Source organism: Micromonospora sp. NPDC050200 (assembly GCF_040656135.1).
Taxonomy (GTDB): domain Bacteria; phylum Actinomycetota; class Actinomycetes; order Mycobacteriales; family Micromonosporaceae; genus Micromonospora.
Genome location: NZ_JBFALG010000005.1, coordinates 42,272 through 54,939 on the forward strand (window position 1 = coordinate 42,272; position 12,668 = coordinate 54,939).

The 12,668-nt window shown below is 74.1% G+C and carries 16 protein-coding genes; 7 read left to right on the forward strand and 9 right to left on the reverse strand.

The annotated features are described in order from the left end of the window. Positions 1-3: 3 nt before the first annotated feature. Positions 4-174, reverse strand: coding sequence for a hypothetical protein (locus AB0I41_RS05555; RefSeq protein WP_357102169.1), 171 nt, complete (start codon positions 172-174; stop codon positions 4-6). A gap of 158 nt (positions 175-332) precedes the next feature. Between AB0I41_RS05555 and AB0I41_RS05560 the strand changes: the two genes are divergently transcribed. Then, on the forward strand, positions 333-1,220 hold the full coding sequence (locus AB0I41_RS05560; protein WP_357102171.1) for an alpha/beta hydrolase: 888 nt from the start codon (positions 333-335) through the stop codon (positions 1,218-1,220). Between the two features lie 98 nt (positions 1,221-1,318). Then, entirely contained in the window at positions 1,319-2,281 is a 963-nt protein-coding gene (locus AB0I41_RS05565) for a chlorophyllase (protein WP_357102173.1), read from the forward strand. 25 nt (positions 2,282-2,306) lie between these two features. Here AB0I41_RS05565 and AB0I41_RS05570 read toward each other — a convergent pair whose 3' ends face one another. The 3 genes from AB0I41_RS05570 to AB0I41_RS05580 form a co-directional block, all read right to left on the reverse strand. Then, positions 2,307-3,269, reverse strand: coding sequence for a zinc-binding dehydrogenase (locus AB0I41_RS05570; protein ID WP_357102175.1), 963 nt, complete (start codon positions 3,267-3,269; stop codon positions 2,307-2,309). Between the two features lie 159 nt (positions 3,270-3,428). Continuing rightward, positions 3,429-4,607 (reverse strand): NADP-dependent malic enzyme, encoded by a 1,179-nt coding sequence (locus AB0I41_RS05575; protein ID WP_357102177.1) that lies wholly within the window; start codon positions 4,605-4,607, stop codon positions 3,429-3,431. 141 nt (positions 4,608-4,748) lie between these two features. Next, entirely contained in the window at positions 4,749-5,099 is a 351-nt protein-coding gene (locus tag AB0I41_RS05580) for a S24/S26 family peptidase (protein ID WP_357102179.1), read from the reverse strand. A gap of 84 nt (positions 5,100-5,183) precedes the next feature. On the opposite strand from AB0I41_RS05580, the gene sodN reads away from it, so the two are divergent. The 3 genes from sodN to AB0I41_RS05595 all read left to right on the forward strand — a co-directional run bounded on the left by sodN (position 5,184) and on the right by AB0I41_RS05595 (position 6,603). Beyond that, the gene (sodN, locus tag AB0I41_RS05585; RefSeq protein ID WP_357102181.1) at positions 5,184-5,588 is read left to right on the forward strand and encodes a superoxide dismutase, Ni; all 405 of its coding nucleotides are present in this window, start codon (positions 5,184-5,186) and stop codon (positions 5,586-5,588) included. Positions 5,589-5,653: 65 nt separating this feature from the next. After that, entirely contained in the window at positions 5,654-6,163 is a 510-nt protein-coding gene (locus AB0I41_RS05590) for a GNAT family N-acetyltransferase (protein WP_357102420.1), read from the forward strand. A gap of 32 nt (positions 6,164-6,195) precedes the next feature. Beyond that, positions 6,196-6,603 carry an ATP-binding protein gene (locus AB0I41_RS05595; protein WP_357102183.1) on the forward strand — a complete coding sequence of 136 codons (408 nt, stop codon included), beginning with the start codon at positions 6,196-6,198 and terminating at the stop codon, positions 6,601-6,603. Positions 6,604-6,625: 22 nt separating this feature from the next. On the opposite strand, the gene AB0I41_RS05600 is transcribed toward AB0I41_RS05595, so the two are convergent. Further along, positions 6,626-7,015: a hypothetical protein gene (locus AB0I41_RS05600; protein ID WP_357102185.1), complete on the reverse strand. Its 390-nt coding sequence runs from the start codon at positions 7,013-7,015 to the stop codon at positions 6,626-6,628. A gap of 43 nt (positions 7,016-7,058) precedes the next feature. Between AB0I41_RS05600 and AB0I41_RS05605 the strand changes: the two genes are divergently transcribed. Next, entirely contained in the window at positions 7,059-8,009 is a 951-nt protein-coding gene (locus tag AB0I41_RS05605) for a diacylglycerol kinase family protein (RefSeq protein WP_357102186.1), read from the forward strand. Positions 8,010-8,452: 443 nt separating this feature from the next. Beyond that, positions 8,453-8,710: a WhiB family transcriptional regulator gene (locus AB0I41_RS05610; RefSeq protein ID WP_073834718.1), complete on the forward strand. Its 258-nt coding sequence runs from the start codon at positions 8,453-8,455 to the stop codon at positions 8,708-8,710. A 128-nt stretch (positions 8,711-8,838) separates the two neighbouring features. On the opposite strand, the gene AB0I41_RS05615 is transcribed toward AB0I41_RS05610, so the two are convergent. The 4 genes from AB0I41_RS05615 to AB0I41_RS05630 all read right to left on the reverse strand — a co-directional run bounded on the left by AB0I41_RS05615 (position 8,839) and on the right by AB0I41_RS05630 (position 12,303). Next, positions 8,839-9,603 (reverse strand): CbiX/SirB N-terminal domain-containing protein, encoded by a 765-nt coding sequence (locus tag AB0I41_RS05615; protein WP_357102422.1) that lies wholly within the window; start codon positions 9,601-9,603, stop codon positions 8,839-8,841. A gap of 71 nt (positions 9,604-9,674) precedes the next feature. Next, on the reverse strand, positions 9,675-10,436 hold the full coding sequence (locus AB0I41_RS05620) for a phosphoadenylyl-sulfate reductase (RefSeq protein WP_357102189.1): 762 nt from the start codon (positions 10,434-10,436) through the stop codon (positions 9,675-9,677). Continuing rightward, a complete protein-coding gene (locus tag AB0I41_RS05625) occupies positions 10,433-10,594 on the reverse strand; it encodes a hypothetical protein (RefSeq protein WP_357102191.1) in 162 nt (53 codons plus the stop codon). Before AB0I41_RS05625 ends, AB0I41_RS05620 begins: the two co-directional genes overlap by 4 nt. Beyond that, complete coding sequence (locus AB0I41_RS05630) at positions 10,591-12,303, reverse strand: nitrite/sulfite reductase (protein WP_357102193.1); 1,713 nt, start codon at positions 12,301-12,303, stop codon at positions 10,591-10,593. The genes AB0I41_RS05625 and AB0I41_RS05630 overlap by 4 nt, the downstream gene beginning before the upstream one ends. Between the last annotated feature and the right edge of the window lie 365 nt (positions 12,304-12,668).

Sequence of the window (12,668 nt, forward strand, 5' to 3'; positions counted from 1 at the left end):
GGCTCAGCCCAGCGCCAGCCAGGCGGCGACGGCGACCAGCAGCACCGCCACCGCGGCCGCGCCGACGACCAGCGGCAGGCGGGCGGCCGCCTTGACGGGCGCGGCGGGCTCCGCGTGGGCGAAGGCGCGGAACTGCTCGGTGTTGCCGCTCGGGTCCATGTACTCGTCAGACATGCCGGAGACCCTAGCGAAGCCGCGCACCCCACACCCGCCCGCCGAACCGGGGGTGACGTCTCCCAGCCGAGCGGTGGACGGGATCCGGCCGGGCGGCGGGCACCACCCGGTCCGGACGGCGGGGCCGCGGGAGGTCCCCGGCCACCTACCGTGGAGGAATGGGGGTGCAGCGGCTGGTCGCCGCGCTGATGACGGCGCTGCTGGCCGGCTGCGGCCCGGCCACCGCCGCGGTCGGCGGACCGCCGCCGGCCGGGCACGCTCCGGACCGGCTCCACTCGGTCGCGGTACGCACCCTCACGATCGACCCGACCGGGCCCCGGCCGCTGCCGGTGACGCTCTGGTACCCGACCGAGGACGGGCGGGTCGCCCCGGGGCGCTTCCCGGTGGTGGTCTACAGCCACGGCCTGCGGAGCCTGCCCGAGCTGCACGCGGGGCTCACCACCCGCTGGGCGGCGGCGGGTTTCGTGGTGGCCGCGCCGACGTACCCGCACACCAATCTGCGGGCCCGGGACTTCACCCGGGCCGACGTTCGGCACCAGCCGGCGGACGGCTGGCGGCTGATCCGGCACCTCGCCCGCCTCGACGCCGGGCAGGGGGACCCGCTCGCCGGGCACCTGGACGTCGGCCGGGTCGCCGCCGCCGGCCACTCGGCGGGCGGCTTCACCACCGCCGGCATGTTCACCTCGGGCCACTCCGCCCGGCTCCGCTCCGGCATCGTGATCGCCGGCGGCGGGCTGGCCGGCAGCTTCGCCGGACCGGCCGCTCCCCTGCTCTTCGTGCACGGCACCGCCGACCCGACCGTGCCGCTGGGCGTCGGTCGGGCCGCGTACGACCGCGCCGGCCCGCCGGCGGCCTTCCTGAGCGTGCTCGGGCAGGGGCACGGCGAGTACCTCACCCCGGGCCGCCCGGGCTTCGACCAGGTCCTCGCCACCACCACGGACTTCCTCCGCTGGACCCTCTACGACGACCGGGACGCCGCCCGGCGCCTGCCGGCCGACGCCCTCCGGCCCGGCGTCACCGCCCTCGACGACCGCCTGCGATCCTGACCCGACCGCCCGGCGACCGGCCACCGGTGGTCCGCCGCAGGTCACACCCGTCGCCAACAGTGGCCGGCCACCCCGTCGGCGGGGGCACAATCGGATTCATGTCCCGTCGCCCCACCCCGGTCCTGCTCGCCGCCGCGCTGCTCTCCGTCGGCCTCGCCGGCTGCTCGGCCGCTCCGACCGCCCGACCGGCCGCGCCGCCGGAGCCGCCGAAGGTCACCACCCCGGCGCCGCGGGTCCCCGCCGGCACCGCGCCGCAGGAGACCTTCGCCGTCGGCGTACGCCAGGTGAAGCTGAACCGGGACGGCGACCGCCCGCTGCCGGTGACCCTGTGGTACCCGGCCCGGGGCGAGGCCGGTGGCACACCGGCCCAAGGGGCGACCGCGGCGGACGGGCGGTTCCCGGTGGTGATGTTCAGCCACGGCCTGAACGGCCGGCCGGCCGACTACGCGGAGCTGCTGACCCGCTGGGCGGCGGCCGGGTTCGTGGTGGCCGCCCCCACCTTCCCGCACACCAGCCGGGGCGCCGACGGCAACGTCCTCGACGTGCTCAACCAGCCCGCCGACGTCTCGTACGCGCTGGACAACGTGCTCGCGCTGGACGGGAAGGCCGGCGACCCGCTGCACGGCCGGCTGGCCACCGACCGGGTCGCCGCGGCCGGGCACTCGGCCGGCGGGGTGACCACCATCGGGCTCTTCACCGCCGGCCGGGACGAGCGGCTGGACGCCGGGGTGGTCTTCGCCGGGACCGCGCTCGGGGTCGGCACCGCCTTCGCCGGGGCCGCCGCGCCGCAGCTCTTCGTGCACGGCGAGGCCGACGAGGTGGTCGACTACGCCGCCGGCAAGGCGGTGTACGACGCCGTCCCGTGGCCGAAGGCGATGCTGAGCCTGCCGAAGGGCGACCACGGCCGGGCCCTGCTCACCGACGGCGCGGCGCTGCGGGTGGTCTCCGACACCACGCTGGAGTTCCTCCGCTGGACCCTCTACGGCGACGCGGCGGCCCGGGACCGCCTCCCCGCCGACGCCACCCGCGGCAACCTCGCCACCCTCGACGACCACCTCTGAGCGGTCGTCGAGGGCGGCCCGCGGGTCAGGCGCTGTGGTCGACGACCACCTTGCCGAAGGCGTCGCCGGAGTGCAGGCGGGCGAAGGCGTCCTCGACCCGGCTGAACGGCACCACGCTGTCCACCACCGGGCGCACCTCGTGCTCGGCGCAGAAGGTCAGCAGGTCGGTCAGCTCGTCCGGGGTGCCCATGGAGGTGCCGAGGATCTCCAGTTGCATGGCGAAGACGCGGCGCAGGTTGACCTTCGGCTCGTGCCCGGCGGTCGCCCCGGAGACCACGATCCGGGCCATCGGGGCGGCGGACTTCAGCGAGTGCTCGAAGGTGGCCTCGCCGACCGTCTCGATCACCACGTCGACCCGCTCGGGCAGGCGCGCGCCGGGTTCCAGCGCGGTCGCCCCCAGGGCGGCGATCCGCTCCCGCTTGCCGGCGTCCCGGCTGGTCGCGTACACCCGCTTGCCCAGCCCCACGGCGAGGGTGACGGCCGCGGTGGCGACCCCGCCGCCCGAGCCCTGGACCAGCACCGACTCGCCGTCGCCGATCCGGCCCTTGGTGGTCAGCATCCGCCACGCGGTCAGCCAGGCCGTCGGCAGGCAGGCCGCGTCGGTCGCCGGCAGGCCCGTCGGCAGCGGGATCAGGTTCATCCGGGGTACGGCCACCCGCTCGGCGAGGGTGCCGGGGAAGTGCTCGGAGAGGATGGAGACGCCGCGCGGGTCACCGGGGGTGGCCACCACCGGGTAGATGACCACGTCGTTGCCGTCCGGGTCCGTGCCGACCGCGTCGCAGCCGAGGATCATCGGCAGCTGGTCGCTGGACAGTCCCACCCCGCGCAGGGACCACAGGTCGTGGTGGTTGAGCGAGCTGGCCCGCACCTGCACGGTCACCCAGTCCTCTTCCGGGTGGGTCGGCTCGGGGCGCTCGCCGACGGTCAGGGCGGCGAGCGGATTGTCGGGGTCGAAGCTCGAGGCATAGGCGGCACGCATGGTCGGCACCGTAACAAGCGGAACCGGCCCCGAGACACCGCACGCCCACAACACTCCCGTCTCCGCGGCCGGCGAGCGTCCACGTACGCGAAGAGCGGCCTCCCGGTGTCGGGAGGCCGCTCTTCGCGGGAGACCTCGCGGATCTCGGTGGGCGGGGTGGGAGCGGATTCAGACGCGGGCGACGCCGTCGCGCCGGGCCGCCTCGGCGACCGCCGCCGCCACCGCCGGGGCCACCCGGGGGTCGAGCGGGGAGGGCACGATCGCCTCGGGGGTCAGCGAGTCTGCCACCACCCCGGCGATCGCGTCCGCCGCGGCCACCTTCATCCCGTCGGTGATCCGGGTGGCCCGGGCGTCCAGTGCGCCCCGGAACACCCCGGGGAACGCCAGCACGTTGTTGATCTGGTTGGGGTAGTCGCTGCGCCCGGTCGCCACCACCGCGACGTGCCGGGCGGCCACCTCGGGGTGCACCTCGGGGTTGGGGTTGGCCAGCGCGAAGACGATGCCACCGGGCGCCATCCCGGCGATCGCCTCCTCGGGGATCTGCCCGCCGGAGACGCCGACCAGCACGTCCGCGCCGCGCAGCGCCTCGGTGACGTCGCCCCGCCGCCCCTCGGCGTTGGTGGACTCCGCCAGCTCGGCCTTGGTGCCGGTCAGCCCGTCGCGGTGCCGGCCGATGATGCCCTTGGAGTCGCAGACCACCACCTGGTCGGCGTTCACTCCGCCGGCGATCAGCATCTTCGTCACCGCCACCCCGGCCGCGCCGGCGCCGCTGACCGCCACCCGCAGGTCGCCGAGCTTGCGGTCGAGCAGGGCCGCCGCGTTGCGCAGCGCGGCCAGCACGACGATCGCGGTGCCGTGCTGGTCGTCGTGGAAGACCGGGATCGCCAGCGCCTCGTCCAGTCGGCGCTCCACCTCGAAGCAGCGGGGGGCGCTGATGTCCTCCAGGTTGATCCCGCCGAAGGAGGGGGCGAGCGCGGTCACCGTCGCCACGATCTCGTCCACGTCCTGGGTGTCCAGGCAGATCGGTACCGCGTCCACGCCGGCGAACTGCTTGAACAGCACCGCCTTGCCCTCCATCACCGGCAGCGCGGCGCGCGGGCCGATGTTGCCGAGGCCGAGTACGGCGGAGCCGTCGGTGACCACCGCGACGGTGTGCGACACCCACGTGTAGTCGTCGGCCAGCGCCGGGTCGGCGGCGATCGCCTCGCACACCCGGGCGACACCCGGGGTGTACGCGAGGGAGAGATCCTCCCGGCTGGTCAGCGGGACCGTCGAGACGACGGCCATCTTGCCGCCGACGTGCAGCCGGAAAACGGGATCGGCGGGATCCACGGTGGACGCAGACATGGTGACTCCAGGATCTGTCGAACAGACGGAGCGGCCGGGCGCGGGCGCGAGGTGAGGCGCCTGGTGGCGGCACGCGGTGCGGGGGTCACCCGGGCACTTTCCGAGCATAGTCTCGCCGGGGATGCGCCGATGTGAGCAGGGTCATAACGGGGCGCGGGGCAGCCGGCCGGGGCGGGGCCAGTAGCGGAGCACCACCCGGCCGAGCACGTCGGCCACGCCGTACGCCCGGGAGTCGTCGGTGACGAGTTCGTTGTCGCCGCGTACCCACCAGCCGCCGTCCTGCGGGCGGACCGCGCGCTTGACCACCAGCAGCTCCGGCCGGGTCCGGAAGACCGCGAGCACGACGTCACCCGGCCGGACCGGCCGGCCGCCGCGACGGACCAGCAGGGCGTCCCCGTGCCGCAGCGTGGGCGACATGGACGGGCCGGTCACGCCGACGGCCGTGAGCCGCCGGCGCAGCCGCGCCGGCGGGTCGTTCCCCTCGACCGTCACCAGGTTTCCCCTCCGCCCCTGCCGGGGACGCCCCCAGGAGTAATGTCGGCTTGGATCATCGCAAACATCCCGTGGAGGACTCTGATGCGACTTCCCCGCATCCTTTCGCCCCGTCTGACCGCCAGCGCCCACTGCGACCTGCCATGCGGCGTCTACGACCCGGCGCAGGCCCGGATCGAGGCCGAGTCGGTCAAAATGATCTGCGAGAAGTACCAGGCCAACACCGACCCGGAGTTCCGCACCCGGGCCATCGTCATCAAGGAGCAGCGCGCCGAGCTGGTCAAGCACCACCTGTGGGTGCTCTGGACCGACTACTTCAAGCCGGCCCACTTCGAGAAGTACCCGAACCTGCACCAGCTCTTCAACGAGGCCACCAAGCTGGCCGGCGCCGGCGGCGCCAAGGGCAGCGTGGACCCGGCCAGGGCCGACGAGCTGCTGCAGAAGATCGACGAGATCTCGAAGATCTTCTGGGAGACCAAGAAGGCGTGACGCTGGCCTCCCCGGCACCGACGATCCGGCCGGCGCGTCCCGAGGACGTGCCGGCCGTCGTCGCGATGGTGCACGAACTCGCCGACTACGAGCGCGCCGCCGACCAGTGCCGGCTCACCCCCGAGCAACTCACCGCCGCCCTGTTCGCGACTGCTCCAGGTCGCGGCGCGGCGTCAGACGCGCCGAGCTGGAGTAGTCGTAGCTCCGCGCCGGCGTTGTTCGGGCACGTCGCGGTCGACGACCGGGACGAACCGTTCGGGTTCGCGCTCTGGTTCCTCAACTTCTCCACCTGGGCCGGCGTGCACGGCGTCTACCTGGAGGACCTGTACGTCCGCCCCGACCACCGGGGCACCGGCGCCGGCCGCCTGCTGCTCGCCGCGCTCGCCGCGATCTGCGTGGAACGCGGCTACGAGCGGCTGGAGTGGTGGATGATCGACTGGAATCCGGCGGCCCGCTTCTACGCCTCCATCGGGGCGGTGCAGCTGGACGAGTGGGTGCCCTACCGGCTCAGCGGGCCGGCGCTGCACGGGCTGGCCGCCCAGTCGACCACGGCCCCCGCCCGACCGGACGCCTGAGAGGGTAGAGTCCCCGACCGGGGGGATGAGGCGTGACTCAACTGACCGGCCAGCCGACGACCGAGGACGACGTCGTGCACCTCACCGTGCCCGCCGACGGCGGCTACCTCGGCGTGCTGCGCACCGCCACGGCGGGGCTCGCGGCCCGCCTCCAGTTCGCCCTCGACGAGATCGAGGACCTGCGGATCGCGGTCGACGAGGCCTGCGCCATGCTGCTCGCCATCGCCACCCGCGACGCCGAGCTGGAGTGCCGCTTCTCGGTCACCGAGGACGCGCTGACCGTCGAGGTGACCGTGCCGACCGTGCGGGGCGCCACGCTGCCGTCGGAGTCCTCGTTCGCCTGGAAGGTGCTCACCGCGCTGACCACGGCCGCGTCGGCCGACGCGGCCGACGGCCGGGCCACCATCTCGCTGCTGACCCGCCGCTCCTCCGGCTACTGAGCCGCCGCCCGTCCAGCGGCGCTCACCCGAAGCCGAGGGCCCGCGTCGTGGGCGGGCTGATCAGCAGCGCGCAGACACCGACACCGAGCGCCATCAGCGGTACGCCGAGCCACCCCAGGCCGCCGGAGATCATGAACCAGCCGACCGGCAGCAGCATCAGCTGAAGCACCATCGCCGGTGCCCGGGCACCGGCCCGGCGTCGGGCCAGCGCCCCGCCGAGGGCCCAGAGGGCGGCGGCGCCGGCGACCGCGAACCCGGTCACGAAGAGTGCCGACACCAGATCGGTCTTGGTGGCGGTCAGGTCGGCCCAGATCAGCCAGCCGGCCAGCAGCGCCAGGGCGACCGCCTCGCCGCGCAGCAGCCGTACCGCCCACCGGAGGGTGTCGGGCACCGGGTCGGAGTCGATGGTCACGCGCGCCACGATACCCGTGGCGCATCGCGGTACAGTGCCGCCCATGCGGGCCGTCCTGGTGGTCAATCCGAAGGCCACCACCACCAGCGAGCGCAGCCGGGACGTGCTGGTCCGGGCGCTGCGCAGCGAAGTAGACCTGTCGGTGCGGTACACCCGGCGACGGGGTCACGCCACGGACATCGCCCGGGAGGCGGCCGCGGAGGGGGTCGACGTCGTCGTCACCCTGGGTGGCGACGGCACGGTCAACGAGGTGGTGAACGGCCTGATGACGGCCGAGCCACCGGCCACCCGCCCCGGCGGTACGCCCGCCGAGCGGCTGCCCGCGCTGGCCACCGTGCCGGGCGGTTCGACCAACGTCTTCGCCCGCGCCCTGGGACTGCCCCGGGAGTGGCCGGAGGGCACCAGCATGATCCTGGAGGGGCTGCGGCTGGGCCGCTCGCGGACGATCGGGCTGGGCCGGGCCGACGGCCGCTACTTCACCTTCTGCGCCGGCTTCGGGGTGGACGCGGCGGTGATCCACCGGGTGGAGCAGGCCCGCCGGCGCGGCCGGGTCTCCACGCCGGCGCTCTACTTCCGCTCCACGCTCAGCCAGTACTTCCTCGGCTCGGACCGGCGTCACCCGGCGATCACGCTGGAGCGCCCCGGTGAGGCGGCCGAGGCCGAGCTGGCGACGGTCATCATCCAGAACTGCGCCCCGTGGACGTACCTGGGCGACCGGGAGATCAACCCGAACCCGGAGGCGTCGTTCGACCTGGGGCTGGACGTGCTGGCGTTGCGCCAGCTCCGGGTGGCCAGCACCACACGCACAGTGACCCAGTTCCTGTCCCGGCACCCCGATCCGCGGGGCAAGCAGGTGCTCCGGCTGCACGACGTGGCCGAGTTCACGGTGATCAGCGCCCGTCCGCAGGCGTTCCAGCTCGACGGCGACTACCTTGGCGAGCGGGAGAAAGTCAGATTTACATCTGTTCCCGAGGCACTGAGAGTAATCTGCTAGGTCTCGGGTAACGCCCTAGGTCGGGCGGTCGTCACATCGCACGACGCGGTGGCCGCCACGCCAAAGGGATGGTGCCGGAAATGTCAGCAATGTCACGGGCAGTGTACTATATTGATCCTCGACTGTGGTACGCCGGGTAACCGGGGACGCCTGGAAACCGGACAAAAGGGTCGTGAGCTTGCTCACCGTCCGGAGTTTTTCCTCGCGCCACCCTTGACATCGACAGCGTTCGTGAAAGTATTCACAAGCGAACTTGAGTTACCGGGACATTGCCTGGACATGCTCGGCAGGTTGAGCTGTCCCGGCAGGTCCAGGGGCTGAACAAGCCTGCTCACGCACTGCCGAATAGTCGGACGCGAACCGTTACGACCGGCACTGCGGACGCGTATAGGAAAAGCAACAGCGTTATCTGCCACCCATCCAGAATGAGGAGTGTTGCCGCCATGGACTGGCGCCACGATGCCGTCTGCCGCGACGAGGACCCGGAGCTGTTCTTCCCGATCGGGACGTCCGGTCCGGCCCTCCTGCAGGTGGAGCAGGCCAAGGCCGTCTGCAGGCGCTGCCCGGTGACCGACCAGTGCCTGCAGTGGGCGCTGGAGTCCGGTCAGGACGCCGGCGTCTGGGGCGGAATGAGCGAGGAGGAGCGCCGCGCGGTGAAGCGCCGCGGCGGTCTCCGGGTGCTGCGCGCTCACTCCGCCTGACCGATCACACAGCCGTACGCCCCGGCGGGTTCGACCCGCCGGGGCGTTCTGCTGTCCGGACACCCGCACGGCTGGCCCGAATACCCGGGCGGCGCCGGATCCGATCATGGATACGGCGGTGCACCCGGTCACCACCGCTCCCCCGGGTCGGCCCGCCGCAGCACCAGCTCGGCCAGCTCGGGCGCGTCGGTCAGCGGCCCGCTGACCGCCACCGCGCCGGCCCCGCCGGCGGCCGCCACCACCCCGTCGTAAAAGAGCCCCGGCGCCAGGAAGTACGCCGCCACGGCCACCCGCCGGGCGCCGGCGGCGCGCAGCCGGGCCACCGCGACGTCCGCCGTCGGCGGCGCCGCCGAGGCGTACGAGACGGTGCAGGGGACCCGCAGGTCGGCGGCGAGGGCCGCGGCGACCCGACCCACCGAGGCGCGCGCCCGGGCGTCCCGGGTACCCGCCGCCGCCAGCACCAGCGCGTCGAAGCCGCCCGGCTCCGCCTCGGCCAACCGCCGCCGCAGCCCGGCCAGCAGCCGGGCGTCGACCGGGCCATCGGCGGGGCCGAGCACGGCGGTGACGCGTACCGCCAGCTCCGGCGCCGTCTCGCGGGCCGCCGCCACCGCCGCCGGGATGTCCACCCGCCGGTGGTGGGCGGCGGTGAGCAGCAGCGGGACCAGCACCGCCCGGGTGTGCCCCGCCGCCGCCAGCGCGCGCAGCACCGCCGCCGGGTCGGGTGCGGTGTGGTCGAGCCAGCTCGGCAGGACCGCGGTGCCGGGCCGGGCCGCCTCGACCGCTCGGGCCAGGGCGCGGGTCGCCTCGGCCGCCCGCGGATCACGGCTGCCGTGCGCCACCAGCACCACCGGCGGCGGGCCGCAACCCGGCGCCGGGTCGGGGCCGGGCGCGATCTCCGCGCCGACCCCGCCGAGGCCGATCACCGCGACCGCCGCCGGGCCGGGAGGGCCGGCCCCCGCCTCGGTCAGACGTGCAGCCCGCACTCGGTCTTCTCGAACATGGCCCAGCGGCCGGCCCGCGGGTCCTCGCCCGCCTTCGTGCGCCGGGTGCAGGGCCAGCAGCCGATCGAGCCGTAGCCGCGGCTGAACAGCTCGTTGACCGGGATGTCGTACCGGGAGAGGTAGGAGTCCACGTCGGCCTGGGTCCAGGCCGCGATCGGGTGGACCTTCACCTTGCCGCGCCGGGCGTCGAAGGTCACCACCGGGGTGTTCGCCCGGGTGGGCGACTCGTCCCGGCGCAGCCCGGCGGCCCAGGCGTCGTACCCGGCCAGCGCCCGCTCCAGCGGCTCCACCTTGCGCAGCTGGCAGCAGTCGTCCGGCGAGCGGTTGAACAGCCGTGGGCCGTATTCGCCGTCCTGCTGGCCCACGGTCTGCCGGGGCCGGATCGAGCGGACGTTCACCGGCAGCCGCCGAGCGACCTCGTCGCGGACCCGCAGCGTCTCCGGGAAGTGCAGCCCGGTGTCGAGGAAGACCACGTCCACGCCGGGGGCGACCCGGGAGACCAGGTGGGCCAGCACCGCGTCCGCCATCGAGCTGGTCACGCAGAACCGGCCGCCGAAGGTCTCCGCCGCCCAGCGGGCGATCTCCAGCGCCGGGGCGCCCTCCAGCTCCCGGCCGGCCCGCTCGGCCAGCGCGCGCAGCTCCTCGGGGCTGCGCCGGGCCGGTTCGGCCGGTTTCGGTCCGCCGACACCGACCAGGCCCAGGTTCGCCGCAGACACCAGGTTCATCGGGCCACCACCTTGCCGAGCAGGCCGGCGAACTTCACCGTGAAGACGCGGGCGCAGGCGTGGCACTCCCACGCGCCGTGCCCGGCCTCGTTCGGCCGCAGGTCCTCCTCGCCGCAGTACGGGCAGTACAGCGGCGCGGAACGGGTTTCGCTGCTCATCGAAGCTCCTCCTCGTCGACCCTGATCACCCAGTTGGCGAACGTCTCGCCCTCGGTCCGGCCGGCCAGGTAGCGGCGGGCCAGTCGTTCCACGTACTCCGGAAGCTCCTCGGCGGTGGTCTTCAGGCCGCGCAGCTTGCGGCCGAAGCCGGCGGTCTGCCCCTGGGCCATGCCCAGCCCGCCGCCGAGATGCACCTGGAAGCCCTCCACCTGCCGGCCGTCCGGGCCGACCACCAGCTGCCCCTTGAGGCCGATGTCGGCGACCTGGGTGCGGGCGCACGCGTTCGGGCAGCCATTGATGTGGATGGAGATGTCGGCGTCGAAGTCGCGCAGCCGCTGCTCCAGCCGGGCCACCAGCTCCTCGCCCCGCGCCTTGGTCTCGACGATGGCGAGCTTGCAGAACTCGATGCCGGTGCAGGCCATGGTGCCGCGCCGCCAGGCCGACGGCCGGGCCTCCAGGCCGATCCCGCGCAGCGCGTCGACCAGGGACTCCGTCCGTTCCGGCGCCACGTCGAGCACGAGCAGCTTCTGGTACGGGGTGAGCCGTACCCGGTCGCTGCCGTGCGCCTCGACCGCGTCCGCCAGCTTCGCGAGCTGCCCGCCGGAGACCCGCCCGACCACCGGGGCGGCCCCGACGTAGTTGCGGCCGTCGCGCTGCCGGTGCACGCCGATGTGATCGACCGGCTTGCTCGGCAGCTCAGGCGCCGGGCCGTCGAGCAGGGTACGGCCCAGGTGCTCCTTCTCCAGCACCTCCCGGAACCTCTCCACGCCCCAGTCCGCGACCAGAAACTTCAGCCGTGCCCGGTTGCGCAGCCGGCGGTACCCGTAGTCGCGGAAGATGCCGACCACTCCCGCCCACACGTCCGGCACCTCGCTCAGCGGCACCCAGACGCCCAGCCGCTTGGCCAGCATCGGGTTGGTGGAGAGGCCACCGCCGACCCAGACGTCGAAGCCGGGGCCGTGCTCGGGGTGGTCGACGCCGAGGAAGGCGATGTCGTTCGCCTCGTACGGGGTGTCCACCAGCCAGGAGATCGACGACTTGAACTTGCGCGGCAGGTTGGAGTACCGCTGGTCGCCGACGTACCGGCGGACGATCTCGTCGATGGCCGGGGTCGGGTCGACCAGCTCGGCCTCGGCCACCCCGGCGACCGGGCTGCCCAGCACGATGCGCGGGCAGTCGCCGCACGCCTCGGTGGTCTGCAGGCCGACCGCCTCCAGCCGGCGCCAGATCTCCGGCATGTCCTCGACCCGGATCCAGTGGAACTGGACGTTCTGCCGGTCGGTGAGGTCGGCGGTGTCCCGGGCGAACTCGCGGGAGATGTCGGCGATCGTCCGCAGCTGGGCCAGGTTGAGCTGACCGCCGTCGACCCGCACCCGGAGCATGAAGAACTCGTCCTCCAGTTCGTGCGGCTCCAGCACGGCCGTACGCCCGCCGTCGATGCCCGCCTTGCGCTGGGTGTAGAGGCCCCACCAGCGGAACCGGCCGCGCAGGTCCTGCGGGTCGATGGAGGCGAAGCCGCGGTGGGCGTAGATGTTCTCGATCCGGCTCCGGACGTTCAGCGGGTCGTCGTCCTTCTTGATCCGCTCGTTGGCGTTGAGCGGCTCGCGGTGGCCGAGCGCCCACTGCCCCTCGCCGCGCACGCGGCGGGGTGCCCGGGCAGCGGGCGCCGTCGGGGTCTCGGGGCGGGCCGGGGTGCTGCTGACCGCCATCGCGGCGTCCTCCGTTGTCTGCTGTGCCTCGGTGGGGTGCGCGGGCGCGGCGGCCGACCCGAGGGACGGGTGGCCGAGGACAACGGTGTCGGGACGGCCGGCGCGCAGTACGCGCCCGAGACAGATGGATCGGGCGTCGTCAGTCGGCCGGACAGATCGCGCTGCGCACGCGGCCGTAATCGACGTGGCGACGGGCCACGAAGCGGCGGACGACAGCGGCGGTCATGGGGTCATGCTGCCACACCCCCACCGGGCCGGCCAACGAGCGCGTGCGCCATCCCACATCACGGGCCGCACCCCCGCCGCCACCGTCTCCCCGGTCGTGGCCGACACGCTCCCCCGCCCCACGCTCCCCCGCCCCCCGC

Bases quoted from the DNA above. Each gene is read 5' to 3' on its own strand.
- AB0I41_RS05590 (WP_357102420.1), top strand. From the start codon at position 5,654: ATGGTGCACGAACTCGCCGACTACGAGCGCGCCGCCGACCAGTGCCGG.
- AB0I41_RS05565 (WP_357102173.1), top strand. From the start codon at position 1,319: ATGTCCCGTCGCCCCACCCCGGTCCTGCTCGCCGCCGCGCTGCTCTCC.
- AB0I41_RS05560 (WP_357102171.1), top strand. From the start codon at position 333: ATGGGGGTGCAGCGGCTGGTCGCCGCGCTGATGACGGCGCTGCTGGCC.
- AB0I41_RS05630 (WP_357102193.1), bottom strand. From the start codon at position 12,303: ATGGCGGTCAGCAGCACCCCGGCCCGCCCCGAGACCCCGACGGCGCCC.
- AB0I41_RS05575 (WP_357102177.1), bottom strand. From the start codon at position 4,607: ATGTCTGCGTCCACCGTGGATCCCGCCGATCCCGTTTTCCGGCTGCAC.
- AB0I41_RS05610 (WP_073834718.1), top strand. From the start codon at position 8,453: ATGGACTGGCGCCACGATGCCGTCTGCCGCGACGAGGACCCGGAGCTG.
- AB0I41_RS05555 (WP_357102169.1), bottom strand. From the start codon at position 174: ATGTCTGACGAGTACATGGACCCGAGCGGCAACACCGAGCAGTTCCGC.
- AB0I41_RS05625 (WP_357102191.1), bottom strand. From the start codon at position 10,594: ATGAGCAGCGAAACCCGTTCCGCGCCGCTGTACTGCCCGTACTGCGGC.
- sodN (WP_357102181.1), top strand. From the start codon at position 5,184: ATGCGACTTCCCCGCATCCTTTCGCCCCGTCTGACCGCCAGCGCCCAC.
- AB0I41_RS05620 (WP_357102189.1), bottom strand. From the start codon at position 10,436: ATGAACCTGGTGTCTGCGGCGAACCTGGGCCTGGTCGGTGTCGGCGGA.
- AB0I41_RS05605 (WP_357102186.1), top strand. From the start codon at position 7,059: ATGCGGGCCGTCCTGGTGGTCAATCCGAAGGCCACCACCACCAGCGAG.